The 16,155-nt window shown below is 44.7% G+C and carries 11 protein-coding genes; 1 reads left to right on the top strand and 10 read right to left on the bottom strand.

Translation table 11 applies throughout. The features are described 5' to 3' along the window. The 7 genes from NST34_RS19520 to NST34_RS19550 form a co-directional block, all read right to left on the bottom strand. Complete coding sequence (locus NST34_RS19520; RefSeq protein ID WP_076286250.1) at positions 1-1,320, bottom strand: glycoside hydrolase family 125 protein; 1,320 nt, start codon at positions 1,318-1,320, stop codon at positions 1-3. A gap of 50 nt (positions 1,321-1,370) precedes the next feature. After that, positions 1,371-2,357 carry a glycoside hydrolase family 130 protein gene (locus NST34_RS19525; protein WP_340970775.1) on the bottom strand — a complete coding sequence of 329 codons (987 nt, stop codon included), beginning with the start codon at positions 2,355-2,357 and terminating at the stop codon, positions 1,371-1,373. 179 nt (positions 2,358-2,536) lie between these two features. Then, positions 2,537-3,574: a glycoside hydrolase family 18 protein gene (locus NST34_RS19530; protein WP_076286252.1), complete on the bottom strand. Its 1,038-nt coding sequence runs from the start codon at positions 3,572-3,574 to the stop codon at positions 2,537-2,539. Between the two features lie 4 nt (positions 3,575-3,578). Next, a complete protein-coding gene (locus NST34_RS19535) occupies positions 3,579-6,194 on the bottom strand; it encodes a transglutaminase domain-containing protein (RefSeq protein ID WP_341128606.1) in 2,616 nt (871 codons plus the stop codon). A gap of 6 nt (positions 6,195-6,200) precedes the next feature. Beyond that, positions 6,201-7,226 carry a carbohydrate-binding family 9-like protein gene (locus tag NST34_RS19540; protein ID WP_076300649.1) on the bottom strand — a complete coding sequence of 342 codons (1,026 nt, stop codon included), beginning with the start codon at positions 7,224-7,226 and terminating at the stop codon, positions 6,201-6,203. 29 nt (positions 7,227-7,255) lie between these two features. After that, the gene (locus NST34_RS19545; RefSeq protein WP_341128607.1) at positions 7,256-8,542 is read right to left on the bottom strand and encodes an alpha-L-fucosidase; all 1,287 of its coding nucleotides are present in this window, start codon (positions 8,540-8,542) and stop codon (positions 7,256-7,258) included. A 27-nt stretch (positions 8,543-8,569) separates the two neighbouring features. Further along, entirely contained in the window at positions 8,570-9,958 is a 1,389-nt protein-coding gene (locus NST34_RS19550) for an alpha-L-fucosidase (protein WP_341128608.1), read from the bottom strand. Positions 9,959-10,173: 215 nt separating this feature from the next. On the opposite strand from NST34_RS19550, the gene NST34_RS19555 reads away from it, so the two are divergent. Next, complete coding sequence (locus NST34_RS19555) at positions 10,174-12,435, top strand: helix-turn-helix domain-containing protein (protein ID WP_341062034.1); 2,262 nt, start codon at positions 10,174-10,176, stop codon at positions 12,433-12,435. A gap of 93 nt (positions 12,436-12,528) precedes the next feature. Here NST34_RS19555 and NST34_RS19560 read toward each other — a convergent pair whose 3' ends face one another. The 3 genes from NST34_RS19560 to NST34_RS19570 are packed head-to-tail and all read right to left on the bottom strand — an operon-like array spanning position 12,529 to position 16,050. Further along, positions 12,529-14,142 (bottom strand): extracellular solute-binding protein, encoded by a 1,614-nt coding sequence (locus NST34_RS19560; protein WP_076286256.1) that lies wholly within the window; start codon positions 14,140-14,142, stop codon positions 12,529-12,531. A gap of 35 nt (positions 14,143-14,177) precedes the next feature. Next, positions 14,178-15,086, bottom strand: a complete 909-nt coding sequence (locus tag NST34_RS19565) for a carbohydrate ABC transporter permease (protein ID WP_076286257.1) — start codon at positions 15,084-15,086, stop codon at positions 14,178-14,180. A gap of 16 nt (positions 15,087-15,102) precedes the next feature. After that, positions 15,103-16,050, bottom strand: a complete 948-nt coding sequence (locus tag NST34_RS19570) for an ABC transporter permease (protein ID WP_341129575.1) — start codon at positions 16,048-16,050, stop codon at positions 15,103-15,105. Positions 16,051-16,155 lie beyond the last annotated feature (105 nt).

Below are 16,155 nucleotides of genomic sequence, written 5' to 3' on the forward strand. Positions count from 1 at the left end.
CTACAAGATACCTTCCTGCATCGCCTTGTACACGAGTTGAGAGAACAAGCTATTCGACCAAGCAAACCATTTTCTTGTGAAAATCGTTGGATCGTCGGAATGGAAGCCTTCATGCATATAGCCTGTATCCGCATCCGTCTTCTCCAGTAACTCGATCATCGCTAGCTTCTCTTCCGCTGTCGTTGCTGTGAGCCCTTGCATAGATAATGACAAATGCCAGACATATCCTGCCGGTGTATGTGGACTACCAATACCTTTTGCTACTTTACCTTCAAAGTAATAAGGGTTTTCCTTGGATAACACAAATCTTCTCGTGTTCTGATAGATTTCATCCTCCGTTGTGCAGTAGCCCAAGTAAGGAATCGAAATCAATCCCGGCGTTCCCGCATCATCCATGAGACAGTGGTTACCATAACCATCCGTCTCGAAGGCATAAATCGGTCCGAATTGCGGATGACGATAAATACCGTATGTTTTGATCCCATGATCGATATCTGCTTCTAAATCCTTCAACTCTTGCAAAAATTCCATATCACGGAATACCCACTCCGCAAATTCCTGCATTTGGCGAAGTGTAACCACCGCGAACATATTTCCTGGAATGTTGTAGTGGAATTCGCATACATCATCGCTTGAGCGGAAGCCTGACCACACCATTCCTGTATAGTTGACAGGCATTCCAAGACCTTTATTTCGTAAGGAATCCTCAGGAATACCGTTATTTCGAGTGAAGCGATATGGCGATTCTTCAAAGTGACGCTGTTCTGTGATGAACAAGTTATACATGATACGCATAGCCGATTTGAACCCAGCATCGAATATATCTGTAATCCCTGTTTCCTTCCATAGCGCATAAGCAAGCCGCATCGAGAAACATAAGGAGTCAATTTCAAATTTACGCTCCCATACCCAAGGGGACATATCTGTTATATCCGTAGTATTCCAATGCCAATCATTCGCAGATTCATTAAATGCATTCGCGTAAGGATCAATATGGATGTACTGTATATGACGCTTTACTAAGCCTTTAAGAATGCGTTGAAGATCTTCGTCCTCTTTGGCAAACGGTACATAATGAATGACCTGCTCTACCGAATCCCGTAACCAACAGGCTGGAATATCTCCTGTGATGACAAAAGTCGTTCCATCCTCTTTTAATTTCGTCGTCGTTTCCAAGGTATTCGGGAAGCAGTTCTTAAATAGCTGAAGTAGCTTCGGTCGATGCGCAAGCTTCTCTTCTGCTTCTTGTAGAACTTCTTGAATCGATTGTGGCAAGTTTAAGGATGGCATCGTAATTTTGGGTAATCTAAACTGTTCCATTGATAAGCTCCTCTACAATTGAAATTCTGTCATTGCATCTGATGATGTCGTTACAGCGGATACTTATCCATATAGTCCAGCAGCTCATCCACTGTTGTAAATGCCACGCCTGTTACGGTATCGGCACAACCATAGTAAATGGCAATGCGACCTGTCTCGCTATCTGACAATGCGGCACAAGGGAAAGTGACATTCGGTACATCTCCTACACACTCATACAATGTTTCTGGTCCAAGAATGTAATTCCGTGATCGTGCGAGCACCTTCCATGGTTCGTGTAGATCTAATAATGCCGCGCCCATACGATATACGAACCCGTTACATGTATTAATGACACCATGATAGATCAACAACCAACCACGATCGGTTTCAATCGGAACCGGCCCTGGACCAATTTTCTTCGATTGCCATGCGGATGCATCTGAATTAATCGTCCCCATCACATAACGATGTTTACCCCAATACGTTAGATCTGGACTCTCACTAAAGAAAATATCTCCAAATGGCGTATGGCCTGTATCACTTGGACGGCTTATCATGGCATACTTGCCATTTATTAAGCGTGGGAAGAGCACTCCATTACGGTTATATGGCAAGAAAGCGTTTTCCAATTGATGAAATGTTTTGAAATCATACGTATAAGCAAGACCAATCGTTGGTCCATGATACCCGTTACACCATGAAATATAATATTTATCCTCGATTTTGCACACGCGCGGATCGTAGCGATATTCCCGCTTCGTTATATATTCGTCACCTTCGAATTGGAGCGGTTGCTCATTAATTTCCCAATGTAGCCCGTCCTGACTAAAGCCAGCGAATATATCCATACTTACGGATCTAGAGTCACAGCGGAACACCCCTGCAAATCCACCTTCGAACGGAATCACCGCAGAATTAAAAATACTGTTCGAGTTCACTTGTGCATCACGCTGAATAATCGGATTTTGAGTATACCGCCACACTGGGGCATTATAGCCACTCGGCTTATCCTGCCACGGCATATTTGGTAGTGCCTCACCAATAATTTTGCTCATTTCCTAAACTCCTCCCACGTCTTTGAATGTAGTCTACGGCCTGTCCTCAACGATTGAGTCCAACCTTTCCCCCATACTGTAAATGATAATAAAGCGCATTAAAAGTCTATTTATTCGTAATCTAACGTTTGTTGACTAGGAAATCATGTTTGTTAACTAATTGAATGGGGCGCATCATTTCAGTCTCTCGATAGGCCTGCATACATCGCATCCAGCAGTGTATGTGTCTTGTCGCAGCTGTACTCCCAGAACATCGCACCCGCAAGCTTTTCACGTTGGACATATTCACATTTATGTGTGATCGATTCCACGTCATCATAGGAAATAAACGTATCTCCATTAAATAAATGTGGCGCTTTGGCCTCATCATCCCAATGACGTGTGAACCCATTCTTGTCGATATAATAGGCTAGAAGTTCTGTATATTCCGGACCATAACCTCCTGTTGTACCCGCCATTTGTAGAAATCCATCATTCCTGTTCGGCACCTGCTTCCACATCCGGGAATAGAATGCTACGCCAATGACGATTTTCTCTCGGGGTACACCTGCCTGCATGAACATATTGACGGATGCTTCTGTACTAATTCGGAACAAATCTCCCGTTGAATTGTACAGATTGGTGTGATGTCCCGTTAGAATCTGGAATCCTCCACGCATATCGTAGGTCATCAATTGAACAAAATCTAAATATTGTTGTACTTGATCCATCTCTGTACCATCGATATAATATTGATCTGCTCCTGCAGCGATCGTAAGCAAGTAATGCCTGCCCTCAGCTGCACCTTTCATATCTAACGCTTCTCGAATGGTCTTCAACAGCAGCGTAAAATGACGTTTATCATCCGGTGACGAGGCAATATTGGCTTCACTGTAGCAGGGATATTCCCAGTCCAGATCGACACCATCGAATGGAAGTTCTGTTACTACTCGTACAGCCGAAGCTGCGAATTTCTGACGTCCTTCTTCGGTAGATGCCGCCTCGGAGAAGCCCCCATTTCCCCATCCGCCAACAGAGAGCAGCAGCTGTACGTTCGGATTCATCGCTTTAATCTCGTGCAACTGGTTCGTATATTGCAAATGTGCCGTTGTAATCTGATCATCCAACACATAACCGAATGCAACGTTCATATGCGTCAGCTTCATCACGTGGTCGCGCGTTAGCTCAGGTAATTTGGAATCACTCACGTAGCCTGCTACAATCATTTGTTGATCCATCCTTTCACATCCTCGATAAAATTTGCATCGCTTCCTTACTGGCTGCAATCTTATATCCCGAAGACATATAACGAATCTGATCATCACGATCTAGAATCATCAGATGTGGGAAGCCCGCTTCACTCGATTGGGCCACTGTAAACAATTCAGGTAATAGATGATACGTTGAATCACGTACAAATAATGTCCTTGCTGGAAGATTCGGATAATCGGCTGGTTGAAATGAAGTTGTCCATTGCTTGTCACCCACCACAAGAATGATAGGAGCATCTATCATATCGAACTCATGCTTCAACTCCGACAGCTCGCGAAGCAGATGCTTCGAAGGTTCCCGTTCCGGTTCCAGCCATGCGACATAGGCGCCTTGACTGCCCAGAAACTCAGCGAAGATCTGCTCCGATCCATCCCATGTAGCTAGCTTCTCGAATCGATCTACCTTGCCATACACGGGAATGTCCTGCGTAGCTTGACGATACTTCATAACCAGCTTCGTCTCTTCGACTTCTGTCATTTCAAAATAGGTGAGCTTGGTCAGCACGGTTCCATCCTTCAAGCGAATCCCCGTCGTCAGACGATATGCTCCCTGCTCCATCTCAAGGGGCGTATCATACAGGTTATTGGCGCCGTGCGGGTAGCTTAACGTTTTATAAAAACCGTTCTCCAGACGAGCGATCGTAAAATTCTCATAGTATGCAGCCGCTGGCTGGTCTGACGCTGCATCCTGATCACGAAGAATAATTAGAGTTCCGTTCGCTACTGCTGCCTCATTTCCAACTATACCTTTCGTAAATGGGGCATCCACAAAATGACCATTCACCATAAATTGCGGCTTAGCCTCAATGGGATGCAGTCGCGCTGGAATGCCTAGGCTACGACATATAGATACGAACATAATATCGAGAGAGCTACGATCTCCTACACGCAGTTCGAAAGTTCCAACAGCAGTACCCTTCCCTTGCAAATTCGGTAGATCATTCCATATATCCCACGCTTCATCGATGAATTGAACAAGCTTCGTTGGGTCCTCACGGAACAATTCCACTTCTTCTGAAGTGAAGGCTTGTTGGAAAAATGTACGATACGGTGTAATCATCTCGTAATGAACGCGAGGACACAAAATGTAGGGAATGAAGACGTCCTCCGTGAGCTCACCACGTACAGCAAGCGCACCAGCCACATGATCTATAAGGGTTGGAAGGAATGTATCGATGAGCTCCTTGTCATGAACACACTCCAATAATCGTAATGCCCATTCTCCATATAGAGGTGTTGCTTTACTTAGATAAGCTGCGATCTCAGCACTATTGCCACGTGCTGTCTGAAGTACGTTCCATACTCGATCCGCTGATAGATCAAGCGATTCTCCGAGCTTCCTCGCAGCTTCTTCATTCAAGAACGTCGCTTCATAATGTGCACGAATCGCGATTCCTTCCTCCAAACGCTTATTGTGTCGCTCTATCCGTGCCTCGGACAAGTCCTCCATGACCTCGCCTTCACGCGCTGGTGGTGGAACCATATCATAGTCAACGATCGTTCCTACAAGTGGCTGATCCTCTTGATTCAATACAAGCTCAATGTGCTCACAATCAGCCATGGATATTTTCATTTCTCCCCAAATGCCGTCCTTCGCTGCACGAATGATGAGGTCACCAAGACCTGTCTTGAACGAAGCTTCCCCCTGTGCATTAGACGGAATGCTGGCAATTGGGTAAAATTCCGCCATGTTATATAACTGGAATTGCACCTCTGCAGCGTGCACGGGCTGTCCGCATGCATCTTTTACATGTACCGTAATTGTCTTCGTAGGCGCATAATTTTCTAGTACATTAATTTCAGTAAACCATTCATCTGCGAGTGTAATATCTTCGGGTCCTTCATAATTCGCGAAAATACGTGTGTTAATGAGCATGGCTCGGCGCGCTGGTGGGCCAAACCATCCTTGATTATGACGCGCTTCCGGCTCACAAGCCCCAATGAAATACCATTCACCATCAGCCCATGCCTCCACCCATGCGTGGTTATCGTCACAATGCGCCCAACGCGGGGTATACACTTGACGTGCAGGGATCCCGATACTACGAAGCGCTGCTACAGCTAGCGTAGATTCTTCCCCACAACGACCGCGTGCATTTCGCATCATCGTTAATGGTGAAATCGTCCGCAGATCGCTCCCAATGTACGTCGCCACTTCGTGGCACCAGTAATTGGCCTCTAGAATCGCTTCCTTCATGGGAAGATTACGTGTTCGTTCCGCTAACTGTTCATAAATAATATGGCGATGCTCTTCAATGTTCTCAGTATTCACTCGATACGGTAGCACGAAATGTAAAAATAAATGATCAGGTACTTGCCATGGCATATCGCGGCGAATCTGCAGCATCGTTCTTACATGATTGAAGAAAAGCTCCCCGTTATAATCCGCCAAGTCATTGGCTGGCATATACGCGAAGAGTAGCTTTAATGCCCAAGCTTCTTCTGCCGTTAGCTCGTGCTCGAATACATGGAATAGCTGCTGCTCACGTGATCTGGCGAGCTGCTTCTTGGCCTGAAACTTCTGCTCAATGAACGCTAAGGCTTCCTGCGACAATGAAAATACTGAGGTAGGGGTCAACATGGTCATGAATGATTACTCCTTCCACAGTAAGCCGTCTTCGCGAATATATAGGCGAGCGGTTCCATCGGTTGTTAGAGCTGAGATATGGAATGATTTACTCGTTATCTCCATGTGAGGCTCAATGCTCCAATCATCTTCACCTCGCAGCAGCTCGAACGTTGCTGCATAGTGTCCATGTGCTTCAAAATAATTACGTTCACGATAATACAGCTTACGGAGCTGCCATTTCACCAGTTCATCCGTAGGCATGTCGAATGACTGCGGGCCATCAACACCTACGAACATCACATAACCCCATAGCTCTGGATAATGCATATTGATAATCCCCTGAGGTGACCATACCCAGTTGTCTTCCGGATAAGGCTTTCCAGTATCCGGGTTCATAACCTTGCGGTACTGATCGTCCACAACCTCAGTCCGCCATTCAACACGAGAGAAATTAACACGCCAGAATTCACCTGCAACAGGTGGTTGTCTATTCGCAGCACATTCTTTCAAACTACGCCATGGCATGGCAACTTCAATCGTCCATTTCCGATGATCAGCATGCGGGTTATTTAACTCCCCCTCGATATGAATAGCTGTTTTCAGACCTTGGATATCCCATCCATTAATTGGAGGTCCCCCGTCACGATATGGTTTCACAAGCAGTAAGTCCCACACCGTGTTCAAAGCGTTAATCTCAAACTCGTAATATTGATGTGAATCCCCTGTTGGATCGATAAAGATCTCAAAATCATTATCATAGAAAATAACGGAATCACGTTCAGTCAGCGTGCCCCAGATCTGATCCTCCATCAGCTCTGCACCAAAGTAAAAATACTCATCATCCCATAGCATCTTTACACGTGTCTGCTTCGCGGGTAGCGGACGTTGGTCCCCTTCAATATCTACGAAATCATCCGTCCATGTTGCATGCTGCCAAAAGGGCTTATCCAGCTTCCCATCTAAGACAAGCGACTCCGTCGCTCTTTTGCATAAATAATGCTTAGGCGCATATGTCACAACTTGCGGTTCTGGTACTCCACTTCGGTTCATCATCGTTGACCTCTCCCTCCCTTCGGCATTTAGTTATGCGTAACAACAGTGCCAGCCCCACCGTACATCCTAACCTCTTCATCAAATTCCAGCTTAAGCACGCTTACCTGCTCATGCGTGTCCGCTGGCGTCATATGAATCCAAGTCGTTCCCGGAATATCGAACCAGGGTACACCACCATGAATTTCGTGAGTCAGCTCTTTGCCCGAGTGTAGTACCGTAATTTTCTTGATCGGATTGCATAGTCCCTTGAGACAGATATTCTCCTTCGGCGCATCGTAGACGAATAAATATAAGGTCTTCTTGTCCGCGGATAAGGTACTCCCACCCAGATAATAGCGTGTCATAATTCCATCCTGCGTACCGTAGATTGCCTCCTCGTGTGCACGAATCCAGTCACCTAGTCCCAGAAGAATGTCCTCCTGTCTTGGATCAATGGTGCCATCCTCCATCGGTCCAATATCCAGCAACATATTTCCGCCCATACTGATGCAATCGCAGAACATGCGGATAATTTGGTTCAAGGATTTATATTTATGATCATCGTGGACATAGCCCCAAGATGTATTAATGGTCGTACAGAATTCCCAAGCGCCTTCTGGGCGAGTAATGGGAATGCCTTGCTCTGGTGTCTTATAATCGCCATGCCCTTGCAAGCGTGAGTTGATAATCACATTCGGAGACAAGGATCTCAAATATTGCTTGAATGCTGGCAGCCCCCACTGTTCTGCACTACGCTCCCAGTCACCATCGAACCATAATAAATCGACAGTACCGTAATTCGTCATGATTTCACGTAGCTGATTATTGTTAAACGCGAGGAATTTCTGCCATGTCTCTTCATCCTGTATGCCATCTACCGGACTTGAGAAACGATTCACCTGACTCAAATCAGCCGGTACGATACCACTCTCGAATACGGAAGGATAATCGGGATGAGACCAGTCAATTAAGGAATAATACATGCCTACATGCAGACCACGTTCACGGATCGCATTGGACCATTCTTTTACAATATCCCGCTTGGCTGGTGTCGCCTTCATGACGCTCAAATCACTGTACTGCGTATCGAACAACGCAACACCATCATGATGCTTGGTTGTAAGCACAGAATATTTTGCACCTGACCTCGCAATGATATCTGCCCAATGCTTCGCATCGAATTTGGACGCTGTAAAACCATCCAACTGCTTCATATACTCCCCATGTGACATTTTCCCGTTATAAAACGACCATGATTCCGCTATACCTTGCACCGCATAAATCCCATAGTGAATGAAAATTCCTAGCTTTGCGTCCGTAAACCATTGTTGCATCTGCTCTTCCTCCCATAGTTCAACTCGTTATTTTATGCGAAATACATGTGCAATTGGGGCAACTCCCGTAAGCTCGCTCTCTGGTAAATGAACGATCAATCCGGTTGTTGTTCGTTCGAATGTTAGATTTTCTTGTCCGCCAACAAGATCCATTTGCGTTACAGCCTGCTCGAGTGGAATACAAATTACTTTGCTCACCGTTTCCTGCTCTTTCGGGTACAAATGAATGGCATAGGTGATATCGCCTTTTTTCGTGAAATGTGTATTTCCAGCAGAGTATGGCGCGCATACGCGCGTTCCATAAATCGCCTCACCATGGACTTTGAGCCAAGCGCCCATTCCTTTCATCCGATCCAACGCTGTTGGTGACAAGCGGCCATCTGGTTGTGGAGCGACATTAAGTGCCAGGTTTCCGCCTTTAGCTACAACTTCAACGAGCAAATGGATTAATTGACGTGTCGTCTTGTAGTGATCCTCGTACCGATAAGAGAACGCTGTCCCCATCGTAATACAGCTCTCCCATGGAATAAGCAGGGGATGCTCGGGCAACGTTTGTTCAGGTGTAACGACATTCTCATACGGGCCGCCAACGGTACGGTCTGCACTTAGCAGCCATGGCTGCTGCTGACGTGCCTTCTCCACCACTTCACCCAACCGAATATCCTGTGGATTATTCTTATTCTGTGGACATACCCACCCCGCATCCAACCAGAGCATTTCAATCCGGCCATATTTCGTCATCAATTCCATGATCTGATCATGTGTGAACTGTACGAATTGCTCCCATAGCCATGGATAATCTTGTGTTGGATACGAAGGACCTCGATTCATGAACGTCCCCGTCTCCATACCTGGGGCCCAGTATGTTGGTGTGTGCCAATCGGCTTTGGAGAAGTAGGCGGAGATCCCAAGTCCCTTGGCCCGAAAAGCATCAAATACGTTCTTACAAATATCCGCGTACTTATGTGCATGGAAAGGACAATCCTTGCCCGTAATGCGATAGTCTGTTGTCTGCGTGTCCCACATACAGAAGCCATCATGATGCTTCGTCGTAAAGTTCAAATATTTAAAGCCACCCTCTGCCGCAACCTCTGCCCACTTCTCAGGTTCGAAACGAAGCGGATTAAAGGTTTTATTCAGCCCGAAGTATTGCCGCTTCAATTCCGCCGAATCAACTCCCCAATCAATATCATCTCGTGACCAATCTCCATCCTTATCACTAAGCGCCCACGATTCAACAAGTCCAAGCTGCGAATAAGGTCCCCAATGCATCATCAAGCCCAGCTTCTGATCCTTGAACCATTCCAGCTGATCTAATAGCTGCGAATCCTCCGGCTTAACGTACTCCTCCTCTGTGCTGTAATTGTGAACTCCTTCAACAACAATTTGCTCCTCGACAACATTAGCGTCACTCATTTTTGCACGACCTCCATGCAGCTCTTCTGAGGCTGCGATTCTATTGATTTAGTATGATATATTTTCAAAAAACATTTGACATAATAATAAATATCCGCTATAAACATCCTATTATGGAATATAAATAAGTATTCAAGCGCCGTTCTATATCTTGCTGTATTCATAGCTTGATAGGAACATCTCCATGTATACGCCATAAAAAGGGGGAAAACACTTTGAACTATAACTATTTCAAATCGAAATTGTTTCTGAAATTCACCGGTTCGTATCTACTTATCCTTCTTATTCCGCTTATATTTGTAATCGTTTTCATTTACCGAAATGCTACCGATAATTTACAAAAGGAGATTGAAAATGCTCACTTTAATCAGCTCACCCAAATTAAAACGGTGGTGGATGGACGCATGAATGATTTAAGAGATATGGCGTCACGGATGTCATACGACGCTCGTCTCGCTCATTATCGCATACTGGATCCTTATGAAAGTCGTGATGCCATAGCGGCACTAGATAGCTACAAGTCTTCCAATTCCATTGTGGAGGATATATTTCTGTACTATCATCATGACCCTAATATTTATTCCAACCATGGCATGTATAGCCTGGATGTATTTCGTAGCTCCTATCAGTTTGGAAGCTGGAAGAATGATGAACTTGTGACTGCTTTAAACTCGTCCAAATTTCCATCTATTCGACTTACGAACATGCTGAATCAAAATTCACCACTCGAGCAATCTGTATTAACCTATATCCTGCCGATCATTCCCAACACCTCAGATCCATATGCTTCTGTCATGTACCTCATTAAAGAGAAAGAGTTGGCATATCTGATCGATTCCGTTCTCGGTAACTATCGAGGATTAACGTATATTTTTGATAATCATGGACGTGTTTTATCCTATAGTGGCCATGGAGATACAGCTAGCCAACAGGATATCCAACGGTTATCAGAGCTTCCACCCGGCATACATAATCTATCGATAAACAACGAAGATCATTCGGTTATTTCCGTCACATCGGATGTCAATGGCTGGTCATATGTGACTTTAATGGCGAGTAATCAATTTTTCAGTAGCGTACTTAATGTTCGGAGCTTCATCATTATTTTATTCATTGTGATCGCCATTGTAGGAACGGCCATCGCTCTATTATTCGCTCGGATGCAATATCTTCCGATTGCTGAGCTCGTTCGCTTCACGAACAAAAAAACAGATACACCGGCCTCCGGAAATGAGCTCGAGTATATACGAACAACATTACAGCAGTATAGCTCCAAGGTTGATCTCCAAGAGCCCTATGCACGCAACCATGTTCTCTCCATGCTATTAAAGCATGGACATGCACAAATGATGACGCATGGAATATTCGATACCTTTCATCTGCACTTCGACCAAAGTCATCATTTTGTCATGATGATGGGCTGGGATGACTTAGAACAACAGCATCTTCAGGCGCGACAAGAAGTACATCGCAAGCTTGCGTTTATTGAATTTCCAGCGCTTGCTACACAAGTATACGGTGTAGAGCTCCCGCAATTGGATCAGCTCGCACTCATTGTGAGCTTACAGCTCGAAGATGATGAGGCACTCGCTGCACAAATCGTTCACATCGTGGATGCGATCCGTGAATATACGTTAGGCATAATGGATATCCACCCGATGATCGGTGTAGGCAAATGTTATGAGAGCCCTCAGCAGCTTAATCAATCCTTTGTTGAGGCTTGCTCCGCCTTCGAATTGCGTAAATCGACCGAGCATGGAACCACCGTGTATTTTGAAAAGCTATCCAGTGCCCATGATCAAACAGTGTTACTCCCTAGTAACGAGCTATTAAAGCTTGCACAAAGCTTGAAGCAGGGCAACTACGAAGTCGCCAAACAAATTATTCACACAGCCATCCATGGGCTTGATAATAAACAACGATCTACCCTGCTGATGCGATGCGTATTGTTCGACCTGCTGAATACCATGCTCAAAACTGCAGTTGAGCTAAAGATGGATAACATGATGCAGTCTGCTTCTCCCCATTTCATGAATGGTCCCGTCCATCTTATAGAGCAGAATTTCTACCGTTTAGCCACTCAGATTTGTACACAGGTAGAGCAGACGCATAAAAAAGAAGAACATTCACTCATGGATCATATCGTTGCTTTTATCGACCAGCACTATGTTGATCATTCACTTAGCCTTGAATCTGTTTCTGCTGCGTTTACGATTTCACCTTCCCATCTCAGTCGTTCATTCAAGGATAAGGTCGGCATCAACTTCGTCCAATATATTTGGCAAAAACGATTAGATAAGGTCAAGGAACAGCTCGTAATAACAAGTGATTCGTTAAAAGATATTATCCAGCGCGTCGGCTACCTCGACACACCAAACTTTATTCGAAAATTCAAAAAGGAAACCGGTTATACCCCGGGCCAGTATCGACAGATGAATAGTAATCATCCCAATACTGAGCCTAACGATACCGTATAATCCTTCCTCGCTTAGGGTTCATCATAACTTCCCGGTCATGCCTAGGATGACCGGGAAGTTTTTCAAAATATGAGAATGTATAAGCTTCACAAATTATTCGCTAGCAGCCCATGTATCGTATGCTTGTTGATACGTTGATTCGAGCTTCTCATACCCCATTTTTTTCATTTGAGCGATATATTTGTCCCAATTGGATAATGGCTCTGCGCCTGTAACGAATTTCGCTTCCATTTCCTTCACGTATTTATCCAAATCGGAACGGAGTGTTTTGATTTCCGTCTGTTGGTCTACCGTCAGGAATACCGATGGGAAGGGAGTCTTTGCAATAGGTGTAAGCTTTGTAGCTGTTTCTTTGTCAATCCAGTCATCAAAGCTAGTACGAAGACCTAAAACATAGCTGTTCTCATAGGAACCTGGTGTATTAATCCCGTAGTTTGGCGTGATTGTACCGCGGTATTCTTCACGATCCGTACCATCTGGAACTGGCAGCCATTCTTTCTCGCCTGTTGCTTTATCTTTGTATTTAAATAACGTACCTTCAGGTCCATACGCCCAGAAGGAATACCCTTCTTCGCTAAATTGGTAATCAATCCAGCGCATACTTGCTTCCGGGTTCGGGTTCGTGTTTGAAATCGCGAAACCGCCAATGGTGTTAATACCAGGATGCTTGCCGTATACAGGTGTTCCAGCAATATCACTAGATACAGGCTGCATCATCGGGTTATCTTCACTCGGTTCACCACCAAGCGTGAAGTATGGGAAATAATCGGAGAATAAGGCCACTTGATTGTTTTTCCCTTTTGCTTTCTTCTGCTCATCGGTTTGAGAGAATGTTTCATGATCCAGCAAATCCTCGTTCCATAAGCGATTCAAGAAGGTTAAATATTCTTTGTAGGCTGGTTCAGCTTGTGGAAAGTGTACTTTGTTCTCCTTATCTACGTAGATATCCTCGTTATACATCCCCCAGAATCCGAGGAAGAACATCCGTAAATCATCTAATTTCACAGAGGATAGAGGAACCTCATCGTCTTTACCGTTTCCGTTCGCATCTTCCTCTTTAACCTTCTTCAAATAGTTGTATAGCTCTTCTGTTGTCTGCGGTAATTTGTTTTCCATGCCGAACTTCTTCAAGAACTTCCCGTTATACCACATCGGTCCACGATACCATACCGCAGATGGCTGAATATTGCGTAGTGCATAGATATGTCCATCTGGTGTTGTCATTGATTTGCGAATATCCGGATTTGCATCGAGAATTTTTTTTAAATTAGGTGCGTAGCCCTCATCAATGTATTTTTCTAAAGGCAGCAACAATCCTTGACTTCCGTAGGTAACTTGATCCGATCCTTTTAGATCCGCCGCATAGAAAATATCGGGAAGCGTACCGCTTGCAAATACCAAATTCTTTTTCGTCTCAAAGCTGTCTTGTGGGGCGTTTTGAATTTTTAACTTAATATTCGTCATCTTCTCGTATTCCTGAATAACAGGCATCTTGTTCCAATCCTGACGTCCTATATCCGGTGCCATAATGGATAGCTCAATCGGTTTATCCACGATAGGAAAGCCCGTCTTATGAACCTCTGTGGCTGTGTCTGAGCCTTCTGTGCTTGCTGTCCCCTTATCGCTACTTGATCCACATGCAGTAAGAATAGACATTGACATGGAAAGAACTAACAACATGAGTCCAGCTTTACGATAAATCGTCATACAAAAACCTCCCCTTTGTTATTTGTATCTTAAGATCAACCCTTAACAGAGCCAATCATGACACCTTGCACGAAATAACGCTGTAAGAATGGATAGACAACAATAATCGGAAGCGTAGATACGATAATGACCCCATACTTCACAAGTGAAGCAATTTCTGCCTTGTTGTTCTGGGCTGCTGCAGCTGTCGCATCGATAATGCCACCTACTTGAGATTGCATTTCCTGAAGCACGAGAATCTGACGAAGCACAAGCTGCAATGGATACTTCGCATCATCATTCAGGTAGATCATGGCGCCGAAATAGCTGTTCCAATGCCCTACCCCGTAGAATAAGGCCATAACTGCGATAATTGGCATCGATAACGGGAGAACAATCCGCAGGAATAAGCGAATATTCGTCGCGCCATCGATTTGAGCCGCATCTTGTAGCTCAGCTGGAATGGAGTTCGCGAAGAAGGTACGAGAGACAATAATATTCCAGATTGACGCTGCGCCAGGAAGTACTAGTGCCCACATCGTGTTGACCATGCCTAGCCCTTTTACCAACATGTATGTAGGGACGAGACCCCCTCCAATGAACATCGTTACCATGAACATCCCCATGAAAAACCCACGACCTACAAAGTCCTTACGACTGAGTGCATATGCCGCTGGCATCGTAACGACCAAGTTAATCGTTGTGCCTAGCAATGTATACAAAATCGTATTTCCATAACCCGTCCAAATCTTCGAGTTCTGAAATACAATTTCATACCCCTTAAAGGTAATACCTTTTGGAAGAAGCCACATTTCACCGGAAGCAACCATCTTCGGATCACTGATAGATGCGCTAATAATATATAAGATGGGATATGCGACTAACAACAATGCAATTGTCACATACGTATAGGTGCAAATTAGAAATATTCGATCTCGCTTAGATAGCTTTATACCTGATACCATAAATTCCAACCTCCTTCTACCATAGACTGTTCTCGCTCGTACGGCGGACAATTTGATTCACCGTAATAAGCAGGATGCAATTCACAATGGAGTTAAATAAACCAACAGCTGTTGAGAAGCTATATTGCGCATCGACAAGACCAGATCGATAGACAAAGGTTGAAATCACGTCAGAGCTTGACATATTCAATGAATTTTGCAGAAGTAATAACTTCTCAAAACCTACACTTAACAAGCCACCCATATTTAGAATTAATAGAATGGTCATGGTCGGTATAAGCGTTGGAATATTGATGTGGCGAACACGCTGGAAGCGAGAGGCTCCGTCAATAATTGCCGCTTCATGCAAGCCTGGGTCTACTCCCGAGAGTGCCGCCAAATAAATAATCGTCCCCCACCCCGCACTCTGCCACACGCCTGAGAATACATACATCGTCTTAAACCAACCAGGGCTTGTCAGAAACTGCGGTGCACTAAAGCCTAAGCTTTCAATGGCATGAATAATCATTCCGTTCGATGGAGACAAGAAGGTAATAATCATCCCCGCCATAACAACGACAGAAATGAAATGAGGTGCATACGTAACGGTCTGAACAAGTCGCTTGAAGAAGCCATCCTTCACTTCGTTAAACGCAAGCGCCAGAATAATTGGGATTGGGAATCCAATGGCTAATTCATACAAGCTAATACTGAGCGTGTTCCACAGCAAATCCCAGAAATAGTACGAGTTAAAAAATCGAATGAAATGATCAAAGCCTACCCATTCACTGCCAAAATAGCCTTTTGACGGAATGTAGTTCTTAAAAGCAATCTGAATCCCATACATCGGTCCATAGCTGAAAATGAGGAAGTAAAAGAATGCGGGTGCGATAAAAATGTAAAGCTCCCAATTCTGCCAAATCTTCTTCCATGTCTCGTTTCTGCCCTTACGCTTTTCTTTCGGTTCTGAGTTCACAGTTCGCATGTGTACGCTTTCCGTTTCATGCATCGCGACATCCCCTCCTTGTAGGTAATGATGAGAACACTCAGATCATCGAGTGAGCATCATTATCTGTTGCATTGTTATCTA

The sequence above is a fragment of the Paenibacillus sp. FSL H7-0714 genome (assembly GCF_038003765.1).
In the GTDB taxonomy this organism is placed as follows: Bacteria; Bacillota; Bacilli; order Paenibacillales; family Paenibacillaceae; genus Paenibacillus_AQ.

Bases quoted from the DNA above. Each gene is read 5' to 3' on its own strand.
- NST34_RS19545 (WP_341128607.1), bottom strand. From the start codon at position 8,542: ATGCAACAATGGTTTACGGACGCAAAGCTAGGAATTTTCATTCACTAT.
- NST34_RS19525 (WP_340970775.1), bottom strand. From the start codon at position 2,357: ATGAGCAAAATTATTGGTGAGGCACTACCAAATATGCCGTGGCAGGAT.
- NST34_RS19570 (WP_341129575.1), bottom strand. From the start codon at position 16,050: ATGCGAACTGTGAACTCAGAACCGAAAGAAAAGCGTAAGGGCAGAAAC.
- NST34_RS19560 (WP_076286256.1), bottom strand. From the start codon at position 14,142: ATGACGATTTATCGTAAAGCTGGACTCATGTTGTTAGTTCTTTCCATG.
- NST34_RS19535 (WP_341128606.1), bottom strand. From the start codon at position 6,194: ATGACCATGTTGACCCCTACCTCAGTATTTTCATTGTCGCAGGAAGCC.
- NST34_RS19550 (WP_341128608.1), bottom strand. From the start codon at position 9,958: ATGAGTGACGCTAATGTTGTCGAGGAGCAAATTGTTGTTGAAGGAGTT.
- NST34_RS19530 (WP_076286252.1), bottom strand. From the start codon at position 3,574: ATGGATCAACAAATGATTGTAGCAGGCTACGTGAGTGATTCCAAATTA.
- NST34_RS19565 (WP_076286257.1), bottom strand. From the start codon at position 15,086: ATGGTATCAGGTATAAAGCTATCTAAGCGAGATCGAATATTTCTAATT.
- NST34_RS19520 (WP_076286250.1), bottom strand. From the start codon at position 1,320: ATGGAACAGTTTAGATTACCCAAAATTACGATGCCATCCTTAAACTTG.
- NST34_RS19540 (WP_076300649.1), bottom strand. From the start codon at position 7,226: ATGAACCGAAGTGGAGTACCAGAACCGCAAGTTGTGACATATGCGCCT.